The organism is Bacillus sp. MT94, assembly GCF_058792475.1.
The window spans coordinates 146,573-160,920 of record NZ_JBXAEZ010000003.1 but is presented as its reverse complement, the minus strand read 5'-3'; the positions used below and the strand labels follow the sequence as shown (position 1 = coordinate 160,920).

The window sequence follows — 14,348 nt, the reverse complement described above, 5'->3', positions numbered from 1 at the left end:
AACGTTAGCCCTCACTTCTTTATTTTTCTTTTTTCTTATAGTATTAAATGATTTGAGTGTGAAAAAATAAATAAATTATCATTCTCTTTTCTGAAAAGTCTAAATAATATTGAGAAATAAAAATAACTGAAAATATTAATAAATATGTGTTGTGTTTATATAGGTTTGTTCGTTATAATGAACATGAGGTTTTTAAAAAAGAACACATATTAGCTAAGCTAATATAGTTTTCTTTACATCTCTTATTGAAAAATAAGTGATAAAAATATAAAAAAAAGCTAGGGGGAATTGATTGTGAGTCTGAAAAAGAAATTAGGTATGGGAGTTGCATCAGCAGCATTGGGGTTAGCTTTAATTGGTGGAGGAACATTTGCATTCTTTAGCGATAAAGAAGTATCAAACAATACATTTGCAGCTGGGACGTTAGACCTTACATTAAACCCTAAGACGCTTGTAGATATTAAAGATTTAAAACCAGGGGATTCTGTTAAGAAAGAGTTCTTATTACAAAACAGCGGTTCGTTAACTATTAAAGACGTTAAATTAGCAACAAAGTATACTGTTAAAGATGCAAAAGGTGATAATGCTGGTGAAGACTTTGGTAAGCACGTTAAAGTAAAATTCCTTTGGAACTGGGATAAACAAAGTGAGCCTGTATACGAAACAACTTTAGCAGACTTACAAAATGTGGATCCAGATCTTTTAGCTAAAGACATCTTTGCTCCTGAGTGGGGAGAAAAGGGTGGATTAGCAGCTGGTACAGAGGATTATCTATGGGTGCAATTTGAATTTGTAGATGACGGAAAAGACCAAAATATCTTCCAAGGTGATACATTGAATTTAGAATGGACATTCAATGCTAACCAAGAAGCTGGGGAAGAAAAATAATAAAAAAGCGGGTATTCCCGCTTTTTTTTATAAAGAAAAAGAAGTGCTGGTTGTAAGCACTTCTTTCTATTATTATTTTTGATTTTGCTTCCACTTTGTAAATTCAAGAAATTCACGAAATTGTTCTTTGGAGACACCAGAGTTCATTGCATCTTTAACGAGTTGTGTCCATTCGGAGTCTAGGTTAGTTTCCTTTGTTGTTTCATCATGAAGTAAAGTATCAACTGGAATTTGTAGAACTGCTGCGATTTTTTCAAGAAACTGAATGGAAGGGTTTTTTTGTAAATTTCGTTCTATAGAACTAATGTAAGATTTAGCAACGCCAGCTTTTTCGGCAAGTTCAGTTAATGAAATACCTTTTTGTAAACGAAGGCGTTTTATACGTTCTCCAATCATATTTGCGCACCTTTCTATCAATATGTAGTTGTCTTATGATGTCATTATTATAACATAAACTTCGTTAAAAAGAACAAACCTATTGAGCCTGACTGGATGGCTTCATACGTTGGAAAAATTGCTCAATGTCTTGCATGGCGATACCGGCATCTAGAGCTTCAAGTATTAAATCAATCCATTCTTGATCCAGTGCGTCTGTCTTATCTTTGTACAAATGTAATTCCTCCCTAATTATCGGTCATAATTGCTGCTACAGAATACATGATAATGCAATCGGATTTTGTGTTTTATATAGTGAATTATCAAATATTTTGTAGATGAAACAAAGATAAAATCCCCATTAAACTCCCTCTATGGAAATTATAAATTGTTCGATAAAAACTTTCAATATTTTCAGAAAACATTGTTGAATTGTGATATATTCGTATGCTAACTATGAAATTTTTACAAATATATTAAAAACATTACATAATATGACTAAATATTGAAAAAATATTGAATTTTTAATAAAATTCAATTTGTAATACATATTATTTATTAGGGGAGGAAATATGGGATGAACAAGAAACCGTTCAAAGTTTTGTCATCAATCGCTTTAACAGCTGTATTAGGCCTTTCATTCGGAGCTGGCACTCAATCTGCATATGCTGAAACACCTGTGAATAAGACAGCTACGAGCCCAGTCGATGATCATTTAATTCCAGAAGAACGTTTAGCAGATGCACTGAAAAAACGTGGGGTAATTGATTCTTCAGCTTCAGAGAAAGAAACAAAGAAAGCTGTTGAAAAGTATGTAGAGAACAAAAAGGGTGAAAATCCTGGGAAAGAAGCAACAAATGGGGATCAACTTACGAAAGAAGCATCTGACTTTTTAAAGAAAGTGAAAGATGCGAAAGCAGACACGAAAGAAAAACTAAATCAGCCAGCAACAGGGACACCTGCAGCGACAGGCCCAGTTAAGGGTGGTCTAAATGGTAAAGTACCAACTTCTCCAGCAAAGGGAAAAGAATATAACGGTGAAGTTCGTAAAGATAAAGTACTCGTTTTACTTGTAGAGTACGCTGACTTTAAACATAACAATATTGATAAAGAACCTGGTTATATGTATACTGACGATTTTAACAAAGAACATTATGAAAAAATGTTATTTGGTAATGAGCCATTCGCATTAGAGGATGGTAGCAAAATCGAAACGTTTAAACAATATTACGAAGAGCAATCTGGCGGTAGTTATACAGTAGACGGAACAGTTACAAAATGGTTAACAGTTCCTGGTAAAGCTGCTGATTACGGTGCAGATGCTGCTACAGGTCATGATAATAAAGGACCAAAAGGACCACGTGATCTAGTAAAAGATGCATTAAAGGCAGCTGTAGATAGCGGTCTTGATTTATCACAGTTTGATCAGTTCGATCAATACGATGTAAATGGTGATGGAAATCAAAATCAACCTGACGGTTTAATCGATCATTTAATGATTATTCATGCGGGTGTTGGACAAGAAGCTGGCGGTGGTAAATTAGGTGATGATGCAATTTGGTCACATCGCTGGACAGTTGGACCAAAACCATTCGCAATTGAAGGTACACAAGCGAAAGTTCCATATTGGGGCGGAAAGATGGCAGCATTCGACTACACAATTGAACCAGAAGATGGCGCAGTTGGTGTATTCGCGCATGAATATGGTCATGATTTAGGTCTTCCAGATGAGTATGATACAGACTATACGGGTCATGGTGAGCCAATTCAAGCTTGGTCTGTTATGAGTGGCGGCAGCTGGGCGGGTAAAATCGCTGGAACAACACCGACGAGTTTCTCACCACAAAATAAAGAGTTTTTCCAAAAAACAATCGGTGGTAACTGGGCAAATATCGTAGAAGTAGATTACGAGAAATTAAATAAAGGTATCGGTCTAGCAACATATTTAGATCAAAGTGTTACGAAATCTAACCGTCCAGGTATGATTCGTGTTAACTTACCAGATAAAGATGTAAAAACAATTGCACCAGCATTTGGTAAACAGTATTACTACAGTACAAAAGGTGACAATCTTCATACAACGTTAGAAACACCACTGTTCGATTTAACGAATGCAACGAATGCGAAATTTGATTTCAAATCGTTATATGAAATCGAAGCAGAGTATGATTTCCTTGAAGTACATGCTGTAACAGAAGATGGTCAAAAAACGTTAATTGAAAGACTTGGCGAGAAAGCAAATAATGGAAATGCAGATTCGACAAATGGAAAATGGATTGACAAATCATATGATTTAAGTCAATTCAAAGGTAAAAAAGTAAAATTAACGTTTGAGTACATTACGGATGGTGGTTTAGCATTAAATGGTTTCCTACTTGATAATGCTTCATTAACAGTGGATGGTAAAGTAGTATTCTCTGATGATGCAGAAGGTACACCACAATTAAAATTAGATGGTTTCGTTGTATCTAGCGGAACAGAGAAGAAAAAACATAATTACTACGTAGAGTGGAGAAACCATACTGGATCAGATAGCGCATTGAAATTTGCTCGCGGTCCAGAATATAACTCAGGTATGGTTGTATGGTATGCAGACTCAGCTTACGCAGATAACTGGGTTGGTTTACATCCAGGACATGGTTTCCTTGGTGTAGTTGATTCTCATCCAGAAGCAATTGTAGGGACTTTAAATGGTAAACCGACAATTGAAAGTAGTACACGATTCCAAATCGCTGATGCTGCATTCTCATTCGATAAAACGCCAGCTTGGAAAGTTGTATCTCCAACGCGTGGAACGTATACGTATGATGGCTTAGCGGGTGTACCGAAATTTGATGATTCGAAAACGTATATTAATCAACAGATTCCAGATGCAGGACGTATTTTACCGAAGCTTGGTCTGAAGTTTGAAGTAGTAGGACAAGCTGATGATAATTCTGCAGGTGCTGTTCGTTTATATCGTTAATACTGTGAAACTACCGAGAGATTTTCTTTCGGTAGTTTTTTTGTGAGCAATGAATTTTATATAGCTGAAAAAGTCATATATAATGTAACTTTAAGAATAGAAATTTGTTATATATGAAGTCTATATAAATAATGAAAGAATTGGATAAAAATAGTGGGAGAAGGTGAGTGAATGAGTATTACCTCTATTGTAAGTAGGCAAAAGGAATATTTTTTAAAAGGGCATACGAGAAGCATCGAAATGAGAAAGAATAATTTGAAGAAGCTTTATGAAGGCATTCAGCGTTTTGAAGAAGAAATATTTCAGGCATTGAAATTAGATTTAAATAAGTCAGTTCACGAGTCGTTTACAACGGAAGTTGGATATGTATTAAAAGAAATTTCCTTTCAATTGAAACATATGTCATCGTGGAGTAAACCGAAGCGAGTTCGAACAGCACTCACTCATTTTGGATCAAAAGGAAAAGTAGTGCCAGAGCCGTATGGTGTGACGCTTATTATTGCACCGTGGAACTATCCTTTTCAATTAGCAATTGCACCACTTGTAGGAGCACTTGCAGCTGGAAATACAATCGTTTTAAAGCCGTCAGAGTTAACGCCAAGCGTTTCAAAAGTGCTTAAGAGAATGTTAGGTGAATTATTCCCAGAAGAGCTTGTAGCGGTAGTAGAAGGTGGCGTTGAAGAGAGTACATCTTTGCTGAGGGAACCAATTGATTATATTTTCTTTACTGGTAGTGTTGGCGTTGGAAAAGTTGTAATGGAAGCAGCAGCGAAACAGTTGACGCCGCTTACGTTAGAACTTGGCGGGAAAAGTCCTTGTATTGTACATAAAGATGCAAAGATAGAGATGACAGCAAGAAGAATTGTTTGGGGTAAGTTTTTAAATGCAGGGCAGACATGTGTAGCGCCTGATTATATGTACGTGCATTCTTCCGTGAAAGAACAGCTAGTTGAGGCACTGCGACATGAAATCACAGAGCAGTATAGTAAAGAACCTTTGCAAAATGAAAATTACGTGCGTATTGTAAGTGAGCGTCATTTTGAACGATTATGTGGATTTTTACAAGATGGTCAAGTCGTAATTGGTGGAAACTATAAGAAAGATACATTACATATTGAACCGACAGTGCTAGCGGATGTTACATGGCAAGATGCTGTTATGGAAGATGAAATTTTTGGTCCGATTTTACCAATCATAGAGTACGACAATATAGAAGATGTAATTGGCACAATCCAGCAACATCCGAAGCCGTTAGCGTTATATGTATTTTCGGAAGATAAAGAAGTACAAAAGAAAGTGACGAGTAATATTTCATATGGTGGAGGCTGTATTAATGATGTTGTCTACCATCTTGCCACGCCATATTTACCTTTTGGGGGTGTTGGAAGTAGTGGATTAGGGGGTTATCATGGGAAAGAAAGTTTTCGGACTTTTTCACATTATAAAAGCATTTTAGCCCAATCTACAGCATTCGACATGAAAATTCGTTACTCTTCTACAAAAAGTGCTTTAAAATTCATACGAAAGTTGTTAAAATGATGATGGTGTTTATCAGTAGGCGTAGCCGTATGATAATAGCCCCTTCGCGATGGAAGGGGTTTTTCTGTTCGACGTTATGTATCATGCGAAAATGAATCAAACATACTACATAAAGAATAGAAACGAACGCTTGCTAAATAACCATTTTTGTTTGGATCGAAACAAAAAATAGTCTATAGAACATAAATATTTATTCATGAATATAAAAATTTAAAATTTAAGGTAGATAGGACGGGAAAATGAAAAAGATTATTAAAGTTGAAGCAGTTGAAAAACATTTTGGAAATCAAGTGATTATCCCACCTCTTTCTTTAGATATTAAAGAGGGAGAGTTTTTAACAATTTTAGGGCCGAGTGGCTGCGGGAAAACGACTTTACTTCGTATGATCGCAGGATTTGAAACTCCAACTAAAGGGAATCTTTTATTAGATGATGAAAGAATTAACGATTTGCCGCCATATAAGCGTCATATGAACCTAGTGTTCCAACATTACGCACTATTCCCGCATATGACAGTAGAGAAGAATATTTGTTTTGGTATGAAAATGCAGAAAGTATCAGCAGCAGAGCAGAAAGAGCGTGCTGAAGAGGCAATGCGTTTAACGCAGTTACTTGAGTTCCGTAATCGTAAACCTGCTAAGCTTTCTGGTGGACAACAGCAGCGTGTTGCAATTGCAAGAGCGATTGTAAATAATCCGCGTGTATTACTATTAGATGAGCCACTTGGAGCGCTTGACTTTAAGTTACGAAAAGACTTGCAACGTGAATTGAAAAACTTACAACGTAATTTAGGAATTACGTTTATATACGTAACGCACGATCAAGAAGAAGCAATGAGCATGAGCGATCGTATCGTCGTTATGAATAAAGGCCATATCGAACAAATTGGAACGCCGAAAGAAATTTATAATAAGCCGAAAACATTGTTCGTTGCGACATTCATCGGTGAAAATAATATTGTGAAAAATGGGGAAGGCTATGTAGCAATTCGCCCTGAAAATGTGAAAGTACGTTCGGTTGAAGAACCAATTTTAAAAGAATACCATCTTGGACATATTGAAGATATTGAGTTTGTCGGAAATATGGAGAAGCTTTATGTACGTGATGAGAAAACATCAGAATTACTAATGGCATATCAAACTGCTGAAGAGGCAGCGCAGTGGAGCATTGGAGATAATGTATATGTAGGCTGGGAGCAAGAGGACGAGGTGACCTTAAATTGAAAAAAGGGAAATTACTCGCACTACCTACAGTCGCGTGGCTGTTAATTTTCTTCCTAATCCCGCTCGTATTCGTATTAGGATTCGCCTTCATGCAGCGCGGAGCTTACGGGACAGTAGAAATGCAATTTACGCTGGAGAATATATCCCGTGTGTTTGATCCATTGTACTTAGGAACGTTATGGGAAACTGTTAAGATTGCAGTTATTACTACAGTAATATGTTTATTAATTGGTTATCCATTTGCGTATACAATTACAATTGTTGACCGCAAATATCGTTCTATTCTTTTATTATTGGCAACGATCCCGTTTTGGATTAACTTTCTTGTTCGTTCATACGCATGGATTGTTATTTTACGTTCACAAGGTCTTGTGAATACGTTGTTATTAAAACTCGGCATTATTAGTGAACCGTTAAATTTATTATATAATACGCCTTCTGTAATACTCGGAATGGTCTATTCTTTATTACCATTTATGATTTTACCAGTGTATGCAGCAATTGAGCAGCTGGATAAGCGTAAGCTAGAAGCGGCTTATGATTTAGGAGCAACACCAATAAAGGCATTTTGGAATATAACAGTGCCGATGACAATGTCAGGAATTGCGACTGGTTCTATTTTAGTATTCGTTTCTTCTATCGGAATGTTTGTTGTATCAGACGTGATGGGCGGATCGAAAGTAGCATTAATCGGAAACGTTATTCAAAACCAATTCTTAGGTGCACGTGACTGGCCGTTTGGATCTGCGTTATCGATTATCGTTGTTCTATTCTCTGTTCTGTTAATTTACTTATATTATCGTGCAACGAAAGTATATAAATATAATGAGAACGGAGGGGAATAGGCAAAGATGAAGAAGTTTTTAGTTTCTTATTCTTGGTTAATTTTGTTATTCTTGTATTTTCCAATGATGGTTTTAATGGTCTATTCTTTCAACGACTCTCGCATTAATGCGGAGTGGGAAGGTTTTACATTCCATTGGTATACAGATTTATTTCAAAAACAAGATGTTATTGATGCATTTGTAAATAGTATTACGATTGCAGTTATAACAACGATTGTGACAACGGTACTTGGTGTATTCTTTGCGATTGCTTTACATCGTTATAAATATCGTTTCGAAGGGGCTATTAATGGCCTTGTATATTTACCAATTTTAATTCCTGATATTTTAATGGGATTATCTTTACTAATTCTTTTCAGTCAGCTAGGGATGGAACTTGGACAAACAACGATTATTATTGCACATATTACATTTAGTATTTCGTTTGTTGTTGTTATTTTAGCTGCGCGTCTTTCAAGTATGGGACGTGACTTAGAAGAAGCTGCAAATGATTTAGGAGCAACGCCTTGGCAAACGTTTCGTTTTGTAACGTTCCCAGCAATTGCACCGGGAGTTATTTCAGCAGCATTATTAACATTCACATTATCAATTGATGATTTTGTAATTAGTTTCTTCGTATCAGGACCAGGATCAACAACATTGCCATTATACATTTACAGTATGGTTAAGCGCGGAGTATCACCAGAAATTAATGCTCTTTCTACAATTTTAATTGTTGCTATCGTAGGATTAATGGTTCTATCTGAAATCTTCCGTAACAAAGGTGCAGATGGTGAAGAAAACTCTGGAGGACACCTTCCTTTATAATACGAACGATATAGAAAGTACGAGGGGGTAATAAACCGATGAAATTAATGAAAAGAATAGCTGGCGCAGCAATTAGCTTTAGCCTTGTTGCTGGTGTGCTTGCTGGTTGTGGTGAAAAGAAAGAAGAATTAAATATTTATAGCTGGGCTGACAATTTTGATGAGCAAGTGCTAAGAGATTTTGAAAAGAAGTATAATGTGAAAATTAACTATGATAAGTACGCAAGTAACGAAGAAATGCTTGCGAAATTACAAGCTGGTGGCGCAAAGTATGATTTAATTCAACCATCTGATTACATGGTTAAAACAATGGCAAAAATGGATTTATTAGCGCCGTTAGATAAAAAGAATATCCCAAATATCGAAAACATGGTTTCTAATTTCAAAACACCTGCGTTTGATCCAGAGAATAAATATTCTTTAGTGTACACTTGGGGTGTAACAGGGATTGCATACAATAAAAAGTATGTGAAAGAAGCACCTACAAGCTGGGCTGACTTATGGAATGAGAAATATAAAGGACATGTAACGTTATTAAACGATTCTCGTGAAGTATTAGGAGTGGGTCTTAAGAAGCACGGGTTCTCAAACAGTACGAAAGAAGATGCAGAGTTAAAGACAGCAGCAGATGATTTAAAGAAGCTGCTTCCAAACTTATTAGCATTTGATACAGATAACATTAAACAAAAATTCATTACAGAAGATGCTTGGATCGGAACAGTTTGGTCTGGAGATGCAGCATTTATCGCAAAAGATAATAAAGATGTAGAATACGTTGTACCAAAAGAAGGCGGCACAATTTGGGCTGATACGTTAGCAATTCCAAAAGGTGCAAAACATAAAGAGCTTGCTGAGAAGTTTATGAACTACTTACTTGATGAAAAAGTAAGTGTGAAAAACTACGAGTCAATTGGTTACAGTAATCCAAATGAAAAAGCTCATCCTCTTCATAGTAAAGAATACCGTGATAATCACATGATTTTCTTAACGAAAGAAGAGTTAGATCGTACAGAATGGCTTGTTGATGTAGACGATAAGTTAAAAGACTATGATCGTTACTGGACAGAGCTAAAAACAAAAGGTAAATAAGTAAGAAAATGCGGTTTCTAAAGTAGAAATCGCATTTTTTCATAGTAGGAGGAAATCGTTTGAAGAAGAAGTTACATCAGTATGAGGTAATATGTATCGGTTTATTATTTGCTGTATTTAGTATTGTTGCTTGGCGCGTACATGCAGGTGGCGTTACAGTAATGGATACATATGTCCGCGGATTAGTAAAAGGGCTACAAACGGAAAGTTCCCTTACATTTTTCTCGTACTTTACAAAATTGGGGTCAGCAATTGGGATAGCTGCTACGCTCGTTATAAGTTTGCTTGTTTTTTGGAAGAAGCGTTATTATGCTGCGATGATTGTGTATCCAATGGGAATTTTAATAACACATCTTGTGAATAAAGGGATAAAAGAGATTGTAAAGAGAGAACGTCCGTCATTAAATGAAGCGTTAGATGCACTTGGATATAGTTTTCCTAGTGGACATGCAATGCTATCGATTATGACATTTGGATTTCTTGCTTATATCATTGCTGCTAATTTGAAAAGCATAGCTGGGAAATGTGTCATAACGATTTTGATGGGTATAGTAATCCTATCGATTGGATTAAGTAGAGTCATTTTAAATGTACATTACCCAACTGATATTTTAGCTGGTTACTGCGTAGGTGGTATTTTGTTAGTTATCGCTATTTACTATCATCGTTTACTTACTGAGAGATTGGGGCTTAATAAAGAGAGATAGAAAAAACGCCTGGAAAAACTATCATTATAGTGTTCCTAGGCGTTTTTTGTTTGTATAAAGATATGATACAGTATAAGTGACAATTGAATTATTTAAAGTAGGTGAAAATGTGTGAAGACAAATGTTCATAAAGTTGATAAGTGGGGGAAGTTAGGAGCTTTTTTGTATCAATTTCGTTATACAGTAATTGTAGCGTTACTGTTGCTTGCAATCGCACTTGGGATTTTTGCTCCAAAGCTACCGGGAGTATTAGGTGGTGACGGTTTCCAAACGGAAGGAGACTATCAAAAAACAAAAGAAATTTTAGATAAAGATTTTAAGAAGTCTCAAGATACGCTTCTGCTCGTTTTTGAGAAAAATCAAGATGCTTCGCATGAGGAATTTAAAAAGCGAATAGATGAAATTGTAAAGAATGTTCAAGAGAAAGAGAACTATGAATCTTTCCATCACCCAATCCAAAATAAAGAAATGCTACAAGATGACATCGGTTATGCGACAATTTTATTTTCCGGGAAAACAAATAAAGAAAGAATGGAAAAGACATTACAATTTGCTAATGAGATTGAGAAAGAAAGTAATGTAGCATTAAAAGTAACACCTACAGGATTTCCGAAAATTAATCAAGAGATTAATGAAAGAACGCAAAATGATTTAAAAGTAGCAGAAATGATTGGATTACCAATTGCGTTTCTTGTATTACTATTTTCGTTTGGTAGCCTTTTGGCATCAATTTTACCGATTTTGAATGGAGCGCTTAGTGTTATTAGCACGATGGGTATATTGTATTTCATCGGTGTGGATAAAGAACTATCTATTTTCGTGTTAAACGTTGCACCGATGATTGGACTTGCACTATCTATTGATTTTGCGCTATTATTTGTGAACCGTTTTCGAGAGGAAGTTGCTAAACGAACGGTAAAAGAAGCGATAGCAATTACATATCAGACGGCAGGACGTGCAATTGTATTTTCAGGATTATGCGTATTTGTTGGGTTATCCGGTTTGTTTTTCTTTAAGATAGATTATATTCAATCTGTCGCAATTAGCGGAATGATTGTTGTGATTATGAGCATTTTATTCTCACTCACACTTCTTCCAGCGTTATTATCGTTAATCGGTAAAAAAATATTAAAAAAGAATCAAGTAGCACATACGCCGGCAAAAGCATGGCGTAAATTTGCACAATTTGTGATGAAACATCCAATTGCAATGATTGTTGTTGTTACAACATTTATTGTTATTTGCTTATTACCGTTACGTACAGCTAATTTGCAGTTCCCTAGTGTTGAAGCTTTACCTGAAAAGAGTGATACAAGGATTGCATATGAAAAGTATGAAGAAGCATTTAATAAAACTGTCAAAACACACGCTGATGTTACGTTAGTTGTAGAGACGAAAAAAGATATGAAAGAAAAAGAAAGTCTACAAAAGATAGAAGAAGTCGTTCAAAAGTTAAAAGATGATAAAAAAGTACATGAAGTAAGAAGTTTATACGACGGGTTAACTGGAATGAAAGCAGATCAAGTTGCTGGAATATTGCAGTCGCCAGAAGCAGCAAAACTAACTCCTGTATTTGAAGCATACACAAAAGGGAATAAGACGACGATAGAAGTTTTTTTGAAAACAAAACCACGTACAGAGACTGCAAAACAGTGGGTGCGTGACTTTAAAAAGAACTATAAAGAAACGAATGTTACGTATTATCTAGGCGGAATGACGACGTTTCAACAAGAATTAGAAGATGAAATTAAAGATAAAGTTGTAATTGGTATGTCTGTTATATTTGGATCGACCTTTGTTATATTATTATTTGCATTCCGATCTATACTCATTCCAATTAAGGCAATTATTATGAATATACTTAGTTTGAGTGCAACCATTGGAATTGTTGTTTGGTTATTTGAAGGTGGTCATTTCGGTTTAGAAGCGAGTCCGGTTCTGTTTGTCTTACCAATCTTCATTTTTGGCCTCGTATTTGGGCTTAGTATGGATTATGAAGTATTTCTTATTTCACGTATTCACGAGCTCTATGAAGAAACAGGAGATAACGATCAAGCAACGTTAGAAGGGCTCGTTTCAACAAGTAGAATCATTACATCAGCTGCATTAATTATGATTGTTGTAACGGGTGCATTCGCATTTACTGATATTTTACCAGTAAAGCAGATGGGGCTTGGCGTGGCATTAGCAATATTTCTTGATGCAACAATTATTCGTCTTATGCTCGTTCCAAGCTTAATGAAGTTATTTGGAGACTGGAATTGGTGGTTACCATTTCGAAAAAAACGAGAAAAATCATCGTAAAAAAATGCTCATCATATTGATGAGCATTTTTTTATGAATAGCAAGACCTACATTTTGCAAATAGTATGTGATAAGAACATTACATACAAGTAGGTGAAGGCAATGTTTCGTTATTTTAAGTTTAAGTTAAATGATACAGTACAGTTTGCAGAAAACGATGGGCATATGTATCGCATTGTCGGTTATCGGTTAGAAAAGGGATTTTATCCAAAAGATGAATGGACTCATATCATTTATGAACTACTTAGAGAATTTGACGGGTATACGATGGATGCAGAGGAGGAAGAACTTGTAAAGGTCGTTCAAGTAGAGGATGAGTATTACAAAATAAAAGAAGTATCAGGTTATCGTTATCCAGTAAAAATGAAACAAAAACAACAAGTGATGAAAATAGAAAGGATGGACGATTTATTAGATGCTTACAATGACTATAAAAGGTTGGCGGATTTCTTTAAAGATTTATCGTATGAACAAAAAGCTGAAGAAGTATTGTTAGAAATGAAAAGACTTAGAGCTTGAGGGGCAGTCTATTATAAGACTGTCCTCTATTTTTGACGGTGCACCAAAGTGTGTTTTCCGTTACAATGAGAGAATCAATAGAAATAAGGTGATAAACAGTATGGAAACAAAGAAAAAGGGCGAATGGTGTGAAATTACCGTTCCAGCTAAATGGAATGGTATAAGTATTGAATCGGTATTAAAAGTAGAATGGGAAATACCGAAAAAGCTATTACATCAGCTTCGTATGGAAAAAGGTGTTACGGTTAACGGAGAACAAAGAAGATGGAATGAGCTTTTAAAAGAGAACGATAAGTTACAAGTTCATATGTTTGCGGAGGAAGAGTACGGTGTGGATCCAGAATATGGTGAATTGCATGTAGTATACGAAGATGATCACGTACTCATCGTAAATAAACCAGAGAAAATGGACACACATCCTGCTGAAAAAGGTGGAACCGGGACGCTTGCAAATCTTGTTGCTTTTCATTTTCAAATGCAAGGTTTAGAGGCGAAGGTGCGTCATATTCATCGTTTAGATAAAGATACGACAGGTGGTGTCGTATTTGCTAAGCATAGAATTGCTGGTGCAATTATGGATCGTTTATTAATGGAACGAAAAATTAAAAGGACGTACGCAGCGCTCGTTGAAGGGAAAGTAAAGAAGAAACAAGGAACGATTGATGCTGCTATTGGAAGGGATCGCCATCATGCTACAAGGCGTCGTATTTCTCCAAAAGGTGACCAAGCTATCACATATTATAAAGTAGAAAAGTATTTTAAGAAGCAAAACACGACTTTCGTAACGTTACAATTAGAAACGGGTAGAACGCATCAAATTCGTGTTCATATGAGCCATAATGGTAATCCACTAGTTGGGGATGTATTATATGGTGGACAAACAAAATATATGTCCAGTCAAGCATTGCATGCGATGAAGATAAATTTCTTGCATCCAATTACGAAAGAAGCGATTGAAGTTGATGTGCCGTTTCCTACAAAGTTAGATAATAAAATAAGAGAATTTCAAAAAGAAAATGCGTAAAGTATAAGGTTTAATTTGAAAAAAGTAGATTTTTGCAGGGATTTCTCTAAAAGGAGCGAAGCCG

General features: G+C 35.7%; 13 protein-coding genes. 11 read left to right on the top strand and 2 right to left on the bottom strand.

Annotation, left to right across the window (positions count from 1 at the left end):
- Positions 1-294 precede the first annotated feature (294 nt).
- A complete protein-coding gene (gene calY / locus AC1Q51_RS12545; protein ID WP_000053715.1) occupies positions 295-888 on the top strand; it encodes a biofilm matrix protein CalY in 594 nt (197 codons plus the stop codon).
- Positions 889-960: 72 nt separating this feature from the next.
- Here calY and AC1Q51_RS12540 read toward each other — a convergent pair whose 3' ends face one another.
- Positions 961-1,284 carry a helix-turn-helix domain-containing protein gene (locus AC1Q51_RS12540; RefSeq protein ID WP_000578885.1) on the bottom strand — a complete coding sequence of 108 codons (324 nt, stop codon included), beginning with the start codon at positions 1,282-1,284 and terminating at the stop codon, positions 961-963.
- Positions 1,285-1,363: 79 nt separating this feature from the next.
- Entirely contained in the window at positions 1,364-1,498 is a 135-nt protein-coding gene (locus tag AC1Q51_RS12535; RefSeq protein ID WP_000276219.1) for an anti-repressor SinI family protein, read from the bottom strand.
- A gap of 342 nt (positions 1,499-1,840) precedes the next feature.
- Between AC1Q51_RS12535 and inhA1 the strand changes: the two genes are divergently transcribed.
- The 10 genes from inhA1 to AC1Q51_RS12485 all read left to right on the top strand — a co-directional run bounded on the left by inhA1 (position 1,841) and on the right by AC1Q51_RS12485 (position 14,284).
- The gene (gene inhA1, locus AC1Q51_RS12530) at positions 1,841-4,228 is read left to right on the top strand and encodes a M6 family metalloprotease immune inhibitor InhA1 (protein ID WP_061660516.1); all 2,388 of its coding nucleotides are present in this window, start codon (positions 1,841-1,843) and stop codon (positions 4,226-4,228) included.
- Between the two features lie 171 nt (positions 4,229-4,399).
- Positions 4,400-5,767, top strand: a complete 1,368-nt coding sequence (locus AC1Q51_RS12525) for an aldehyde dehydrogenase (RefSeq protein ID WP_090975866.1) — start codon at positions 4,400-4,402, stop codon at positions 5,765-5,767.
- A gap of 239 nt (positions 5,768-6,006) precedes the next feature.
- Entirely contained in the window at positions 6,007-6,990 is a 984-nt protein-coding gene (gene potA / locus AC1Q51_RS12520; RefSeq protein WP_000720333.1) for a spermidine/putrescine ABC transporter ATP-binding protein PotA, read from the top strand.
- Positions 6,987-7,835, top strand: coding sequence for a spermidine/putrescine ABC transporter permease PotB (gene potB / locus AC1Q51_RS12515; protein ID WP_000715500.1), 849 nt, complete (start codon positions 6,987-6,989; stop codon positions 7,833-7,835). Before potA ends, potB begins: the two co-directional genes overlap by 4 nt.
- A gap of 6 nt (positions 7,836-7,841) precedes the next feature.
- Entirely contained in the window at positions 7,842-8,642 is an 801-nt protein-coding gene (potC, locus tag AC1Q51_RS12510) for a spermidine/putrescine ABC transporter permease PotC (protein WP_000714190.1), read from the top strand.
- Between the two features lie 38 nt (positions 8,643-8,680).
- On the top strand, positions 8,681-9,730 hold the full coding sequence (gene potD / locus AC1Q51_RS12505; protein ID WP_000772490.1) for a spermidine/putrescine ABC transporter substrate-binding protein PotD: 1,050 nt from the start codon (positions 8,681-8,683) through the stop codon (positions 9,728-9,730).
- Positions 9,731-9,789: 59 nt separating this feature from the next.
- Entirely contained in the window at positions 9,790-10,437 is a 648-nt protein-coding gene (locus tag AC1Q51_RS12500; RefSeq protein WP_053564950.1) for a phosphatase PAP2 family protein, read from the top strand.
- A 111-nt stretch (positions 10,438-10,548) separates the two neighbouring features.
- Positions 10,549-12,741 (top strand): MMPL family transporter, encoded by a 2,193-nt coding sequence (locus AC1Q51_RS12495; protein WP_097925277.1) that lies wholly within the window; start codon positions 10,549-10,551, stop codon positions 12,739-12,741.
- 102 nt (positions 12,742-12,843) lie between these two features.
- Positions 12,844-13,260 carry a YodN-related protein gene (locus AC1Q51_RS12490; protein ID WP_098235223.1) on the top strand — a complete coding sequence of 139 codons (417 nt, stop codon included), beginning with the start codon at positions 12,844-12,846 and terminating at the stop codon, positions 13,258-13,260.
- A 100-nt stretch (positions 13,261-13,360) separates the two neighbouring features.
- Positions 13,361-14,284: an RluA family pseudouridine synthase gene (locus tag AC1Q51_RS12485; protein ID WP_000448347.1), complete on the top strand. Its 924-nt coding sequence runs from the start codon at positions 13,361-13,363 to the stop codon at positions 14,282-14,284.
- The last annotated feature ends 64 nt before the right edge of the window (positions 14,285-14,348 follow it).

Coding starts and splice junctions, on each gene's coding strand:
- AC1Q51_RS12540 (WP_000578885.1), bottom strand. CDS start 1,284: ATGATTGGAGAACGTATAAAACGCCTTCGTTTACAAAAAGGTATTTCA.
- inhA1 (WP_061660516.1), top strand. CDS start 1,841: ATGAACAAGAAACCGTTCAAAGTTTTGTCATCAATCGCTTTAACAGCT.
- AC1Q51_RS12525 (WP_090975866.1), top strand. CDS start 4,400: ATGAGTATTACCTCTATTGTAAGTAGGCAAAAGGAATATTTTTTAAAA.
- potA (WP_000720333.1), top strand. CDS start 6,007: ATGAAAAAGATTATTAAAGTTGAAGCAGTTGAAAAACATTTTGGAAAT.
- potC (WP_000714190.1), top strand. CDS start 7,842: ATGAAGAAGTTTTTAGTTTCTTATTCTTGGTTAATTTTGTTATTCTTG.
- potD (WP_000772490.1), top strand. CDS start 8,681: ATGAAATTAATGAAAAGAATAGCTGGCGCAGCAATTAGCTTTAGCCTT.
- AC1Q51_RS12490 (WP_098235223.1), top strand. CDS start 12,844: ATGTTTCGTTATTTTAAGTTTAAGTTAAATGATACAGTACAGTTTGCA.
- AC1Q51_RS12485 (WP_000448347.1), top strand. CDS start 13,361: ATGGAAACAAAGAAAAAGGGCGAATGGTGTGAAATTACCGTTCCAGCT.